Here is a 5881-nt window from a genome sequence, read left to right as displayed (position 1 = left end):
GCCGACAAAAGATCGTACTGCTCGAATTCCCGCGCCGCCTCTTCCTGGTCCATGGTGGCCGGAATGGCGTGCCGCGTCTCGTGCATCACCTCCTCGACCTTGACCGAACGCTTGGTGCGCAGGATCTGGTCGAGGTCGATGGCGCCGAGCAGCTTGAAGCTCGGATCGATGACGAAGATCTGGCTGAAGCGCTCGGGAAGATTGTTGTCCTCGCGCATGTAGTCGATGGTCTGGCCGATCGTCCAGAACGGCGGAACCGCGACGAACTCGGTCTGCATGCGGCGGCCGGCCGTCTCTTCGGGATAATCGAGCGAGCGGCGCAGCCTGATCCGCTCGGTGAACGGCAGTTGCGACAGGATCTCGTCCTGGTCTTCCTGGTCGAGATCCTCGAGAATGTAGACGGCGTCGTCGGAATCGAGCTCCTGCACCGCCTGCGCGATCTGCGCATTGGGCAGATTGTCGACGATCTCCATACGGATCGCCTCGTCGACCTCCGTCAGCGAGGAAAAGTCGAAATCGGCGCCCAGGAGTTCGACCAGCGCGCGGCGCTGTTCGGGATGCAGCGCCTCGAGCAGATCGCCGAGCTCCGACTGGTGCAGGTCGTCGACTTCATGCTTGAGGGTCAGCGTGTCGCGGTCGGCGATCGCCGCGCCGATCCGCGCCAGGAAGGACGAAAGCACGGCGCCGTCCTCGCCATAGATGTCGGCGTGGTTGTCCTCGGCGGCCCCGGCGCCGGTCGTCCGTTCGTGCTCGCCTTCCACCAGCGCCTCCCGCCACAAGAATCCCGGAAAAGGTGCAAATCAGGTCTAGAGCATCGGACCCAAGGGGGAAACCGGTTTTGGGAGAATCCGACGCTCAAAAAGAAAGTGGCGTAAAGTGCGGGAATATCAACGAAATGCGTCCGGCCCGCAGCGGGCGAGACCGGCACAAATCGGATTCTGGGAAGAGAATGGTGCGGTCGAGAAGACTCGAACTTCCACGGGTTGCCCCACAGCGACCTCAACGCTGCGCGTCTACCAATTCCGCCACGACCGCACGTGGTAGAGCCGGAACCGACCGGCTCGCGGCGTGTAGCAAATCGTTTCCGGTGAAACAAGTGCACGGCAAGCAATAATGTCAGGCGATTGGCATAATGCTCCACAGGGCCCGAACGCAGCGCCGGAACTGGACGTTTGCGCCTGATATCGCCATATGGAAGGCAAGTTGATGTCGCCCAAAGGTGCGAGGCGTTTTTGGGCGCGCCATGGACAAACGAAAAGACGATACGCCATGACCGAACGCAGCCAGATCGCCACATCGTTCCTGCCGCTTCCCGGCTCGGCACCGGTCGAATGGCTGATCGAGCCCGGCCTTACCGCCTATCCCGAGGCACTTGCCTTCATGGAGGCGCGCGCCGAGGCGATCCGCAGCGGCGCTGCCGGCGAAATGGTCTGGTTGGTCGAACACCCGCCGCTCTACACGGCCGGCACCAGCGCCCGTGGCGAGGATCTGATCGACGCCAGCCGTTTCCCGGTTTTCGCGGCAGGACGCGGCGGCGAATACACCTATCATGGGCCGGGCCAGCGGGTCGCTTACGTCATGCTCGACCTGAAGCGGCGGCGCGAGGATGTCCGCGCCTTCGTCGCGGCGCTCGAACAGTGGATCATCGGCACGCTTGCCGCTTTCAATGTGCGGGGCGAGCGCCGCGAGGACCGGGTCGGCGTCTGGGTCGTGCGGCCGGATCGCCCTGCTCTGCCGGACGGCTCGCCGGCGGAGGACAAGATCGCGGCCATAGGCATCCGGCTGCGGCGCTGGGTGAGTTTTCACGGCATCGCCATCAATGTCGAGCCCGATCTCGACCATTTCAGCGGCATCGTGCCTTGCGGCGTGCAGGACCACGGCGTCACCAGCCTCGTCGACCTAGGCCTTCCCCTGACCATGGCCGATCTTGACTTGGCGTTGAAATCCGCCTTCGAGGATGTGTTCGGTCCCGCCACGGCGTTGCCTGTCGAAGCCGAGCGCAAAGCCGGCTGATCTTCCGGATCCGGTACGGCTCAAATCAGTTGGGCAGAGGCCCACAACACGCCATAGCCATGGATGGCGAACACCGCCAGCAACGCCGCCGCCATGGCCAGCCGGTCGATGGTACGGATCGGCTTCAGCTCGTGACGCGGCTTCACCCCACTGCTCATCGTCAGCAGGCTGAGGAGCGAAAACACCGCTCCCGTCGCGAGCAGGAAGGTGGCGGAAAAGCCGGCCTGCCAACCCACGGCCAGGAAAGCCGAGAGCAGGAAGAAGGAAGCCAGCGCCAGCGCGACCGGTCCCGGACAGATCTGGCGCAGCACCTGGCCGCCGTCGAACTTCCACACCGGCACCAGATTGGCGATGTTGAACAGTGCGGCGAAGCCCGCCAGGGTCGCCAGCAGGGCCGCCGCCAGCCGGCGACCTTCCGCGCCGGCAAAGGTGCTTGCGGCGATGGCGATCGGCACCAGGAAGGCCGAAAAGCCGGCGCCCATCAATGCCACGAAAGCCACTTCGAAACGGCTGTCATAGGGCCGCCCGCCAATGGCAATGCCGCCGAGCAGCGGAATGAAGATCATCCGTGCACGGTTGTGGCCCATCAGCCGGAACGCTGCCATATGGCCAAGCTCATGCAGGGCGACCACCGATGTGAGGATCGCGGCCAGTGCCAGACCGCCGAAGTGAAGGCCGAAGAATGGCCACAGGATCAGCGCCGAAAGCCCGGCAAAGCCGACCTGGCTGAGCGGATGCTCGAACCAGCCGCCCTTGCGATACTTTCCGGTCCGCGCCCAGCGCTGCAGCTTGGAGAGTTCGCGGCGCAGGGCGAAATAGCGGAACACCAGGAAGGCAACGCCACGATAGCGATCGGTCTGGCTGAGCGTCACCCGCGTGCTGTTGCCTTCCGAAACGAGTTCGGCGGTTTCGCGAAAATCCTTCCAGAACGAAGCGTCGAGTGCCGTATCCTCGATGACACGCATCGAGAAGCGGCTGCCTTCGACGACGTCTTCAAACCGCGACTTGCGTTCGATCGGCTTGCCGTCGCGACCTTCCCAGGACAGCGTGATGCGGGCCACGCCCTCGCCGTCCGGGGCCTCGGCGGACAGGATCTCACCGGACCAGCCGGCATCGCTGCCGAGCGGCCACAGCGCCTGCCAGAGGCGCTGCCGATCCATCGCCACCAGACGGGTCAGCCGGACCGTGCGCAAACCAAGCGGCACCGTCATCAACAGAAAGATCAGCCCGAGATTGCTGGCCACCAGAATGGCCGTGACGATGGGCGACACCTGGACGTTGCTCCCTGTCTTGCCGGGGCACTCTAACGTCGCTGCGGCAAGAAAAGCTTAACGGCGGAGCGGTCTTCGACCGCATGGGACCCACGGCGGCGAACGCCGCCAAATCACATGGCTCCAATCCAGATCGCCATGGAGACGAGAAAGGTGCTCATGCAAACCAGTGAGATGACATCCTGAACCAGATCGGTCATAACTCTCTCCTGTTGTTGATATGTTCGTATTTTGTTCTAATTTTGTTTCAAAGTCAACGGACACAATCCGGCCGTGTCCGAATTTCCGGGCGATCAAATCGGCAGGGTTAAGAAAAGGTTGACGGGCGAACGACGGTTGCCCAGCGCCGACCAGGGCACGACGAGACTGGGGTCAGGCCGAGCCGAGAATGGTGGATTTCGAGAACCGGAGCGGAGCGTACTTTTGGGTACGTGAGCACCGTTCTACCGCGACGGGGTAGAACGGGAAGCGCAGGAAGCCGCCTTTCGCAGGCCGGCCTCCCCCAGTATCGCCGTGCCCTAGAGCGGCACCACTTTACCGTCGGCCAACGTGACGCGACGGTCCATGCGCGATGCCAGCTCGTGATTGTGGGTGGCGATCAGCGCCGCGAGGCCCGATTGCTTGACCAGCGCCGCCAGCGCCTCGAACACATAGGACGCGGTGACCGGGTCGAGATTGCCGGTCGGCTCGTCCGCCAGCAGTACCAGCGGCGCATTGGCGACCGCACGCGCAATGGCGACGCGCTGCTGTTCGCCGCCGGAGAGCTCGGACGGCCGGTGCGCCGCGCGTTTGCCGATCTGCATGTAATCGAGCAGCTGCGCCGCGCGCTCGGCCGCGTCCTTGCGGCTGAGCCCCTTGATGAGCTGCGGCATCATTATGTTTTCCAGCGCCGAGAATTCCGGCAGCAGGTGATGGAACTGGTAGACGAAGCCGACATCGTTGCGGCGGATCGCCGTGCGCTCGTCGTCGGACAGCCGCCCGCAGGCGCGGCCGGCCAGGATGACGTCGCCGGCGTCGGGACGCTCCAGCAGGCCGGCGGTGTGCAGCAGCGTCGACTTGCCGGTGCCAGACGGCGCCACCAGCGCCACCATCTCGCCGCGCTTCAGCGAGAAGTCCGCACCATTGAGAATGGTGAGTTTTCGCGGTCCCTGGACGTAGTGCCGCTCGACGCTCTTCAGCTCGATAATGACCTCGGCCACTATTCGTACCTCAAGGCTTCGACCGGATCGAGACGCGCGGCGCGCCATGCCGGAAACACCGTTGCCAGGAAGGACAGGCCGAGCGCCATCAGGACGACATAGGTCGTCTCGCGCGGATCCATCTTCGCCGGCAACTGGCTGAGGAAATAGAGTTCAGGATTGAACAGCACCTTACCGGTCATCCACGAGAAGAACTGGCGGATCGATTCGATGTTGGTGCAGATCAGTACGCCGAGCAGCACACCGGCAAGCGTGCCGGTCACGCCGATCGCCGCACCCGTCATCAGGAAGATGCGCAGGATGGCGCCGCGCGACGCCCCCATGGTGCGCAGGATGGCGATGTCGTGGCCCTTGTCCTTCACCAGCATGATCAGGCCGGAGATGATGTTCAGCGCCGCCACCAGCACGATCAGCGTCAGGATCATGAACATGACGTTGCGTTCGACCTGCAGCGCGGAGAAGAAGGTCTCGTTGCGCTGGCGCCAATCGACCATGTCGATCGGCCGCTGCGCCGCCGCCTCCACTTTCGGTTTCAGCGCATCGACATCGTCTGGATTGTCGACATAAATCTCGATCGTTTGCGCCCGCCCGTCCATGTTGAAATAAAGCTGCGCTTCGGAAAACGGCATGTAGACGATGGACGTGTCATATTCGGACATGCCGACTTCGAAGATCGCCGCGATCTTGTAGCCCTTCATGCGCGGCGTGGTGCCGATCGGCGTCACGTCGCCGTCGGGCGAAATCAAGGTGATGGTATCGCCAAGCGTCAGGCCGAGATTCTCAGCCATGCGCTTGCCGATGGCAACGCCCTCGCCAGAATCGAAATCGGCGATCGAACCCTGCTTGATGTTGCTGGCAACGATGGCGATCTTGCTCAGATCCTCGCCGCGTATGCCGCGAACCAGCGCTCCGGTTCCGCCGCCGACATTGCCTTGCGCAAGCACCTGGCCATCGATCAGCGGGATGGCGTATTTAACGCCTGCTACACCGTTGATGCGGCTGGCGACCTGCGCATAGTCCTCCAGCGGCGAATCGAGCGGCTGCACGATCAGGTGGCCGTTGACGCCGAGGATGCGCGTCAAAAGCTCTGCCCTGAAACCGTTCATCACCGCCATGACCACAATCAGCGTGGCGACGCCCAGCATGATGCCCAGAAACGAGATCGAGGCGATCACCGAGATCACCGTCTCCTTGCGCCGCGAACGCAGATAGCGCCAGGCGACCATGCGCTCGAAGATGGAAAAGGGTCCGGCGCCGACCGATCTTGCCGCCACCGCCTCGCTCATGCGGCGACACCGAAGCGCTTCTTCGCATCCGCGATCGGCAGCGTCTCGCGCTCACCGGTCTTGCGGTTCTTGATCTCGATCTCGCGGGCGGCGACACCGCGCGGTCCGACGA

5 protein-coding genes and 1 tRNA gene are annotated in these 5881 nt (G+C 63.5%); 1 reads left to right on the top strand and 5 read right to left on the bottom strand.

What is annotated here, in order from left to right; genetic code table 11:
- Together EN879_RS21665 and EN879_RS21660 are read right to left on the bottom strand one after the other, a co-directional pair.
- On the bottom strand, positions 1–761 hold a 761-nt coding region (locus tag EN879_RS21665; RefSeq protein ID WP_164774506.1), incomplete at its 3' end, for a CBS domain-containing protein.
- A gap of 189 nt (positions 762–950) precedes the next feature.
- Positions 951–1035, bottom strand: a tRNA-Leu gene (locus EN879_RS21660).
- 234 nt (positions 1036–1269) lie between these two features.
- Here EN879_RS21660 and lipB point away from each other — a divergent pair.
- Positions 1270–2013, top strand: a complete 744-nt coding sequence (gene lipB / locus EN879_RS21655; RefSeq protein WP_027160542.1) for a lipoyl(octanoyl) transferase LipB — start codon at positions 1270–1272, stop codon at positions 2011–2013.
- Positions 2014–2033: 20 nt separating this feature from the next.
- Here the strand turns inward: lipB and EN879_RS21650 are convergent, their stop codons facing one another.
- The 3 genes from EN879_RS21650 to EN879_RS21640 form a co-directional block, all read right to left on the bottom strand.
- Positions 2034–3284: a site-2 protease family protein gene (locus tag EN879_RS21650; RefSeq protein WP_127274237.1), complete on the bottom strand. Its 1251-nt coding sequence runs from the start codon at positions 3282–3284 to the stop codon at positions 2034–2036.
- 518 nt (positions 3285–3802) lie between these two features.
- On the bottom strand, positions 3803–4486 hold the full coding sequence (locus tag EN879_RS21645; protein ID WP_027160544.1) for an ABC transporter ATP-binding protein: 684 nt from the start codon (positions 4484–4486) through the stop codon (positions 3803–3805).
- Positions 4483–5769, bottom strand: a complete 1287-nt coding sequence (locus EN879_RS21640) for a lipoprotein-releasing ABC transporter permease subunit (protein WP_013531108.1) — start codon at positions 5767–5769, stop codon at positions 4483–4485. The genes EN879_RS21645 and EN879_RS21640 overlap by 4 nt, the downstream gene beginning before the upstream one ends.
- Positions 5770–5881 lie beyond the last annotated feature (112 nt).

Origin of the sequence: Mesorhizobium sp. M7A.F.Ca.AU.002.02.1.1 (genome assembly GCF_003998535.1) — a bacterium.
Taxonomy (GTDB): Bacteria; Pseudomonadota; Alphaproteobacteria; order Rhizobiales; family Rhizobiaceae; genus Mesorhizobium; species Mesorhizobium ciceri.
The sequence above is the reverse complement of the archived record's forward strand: the minus strand, read 5'-3'. Positions and strand labels throughout refer to the sequence as shown.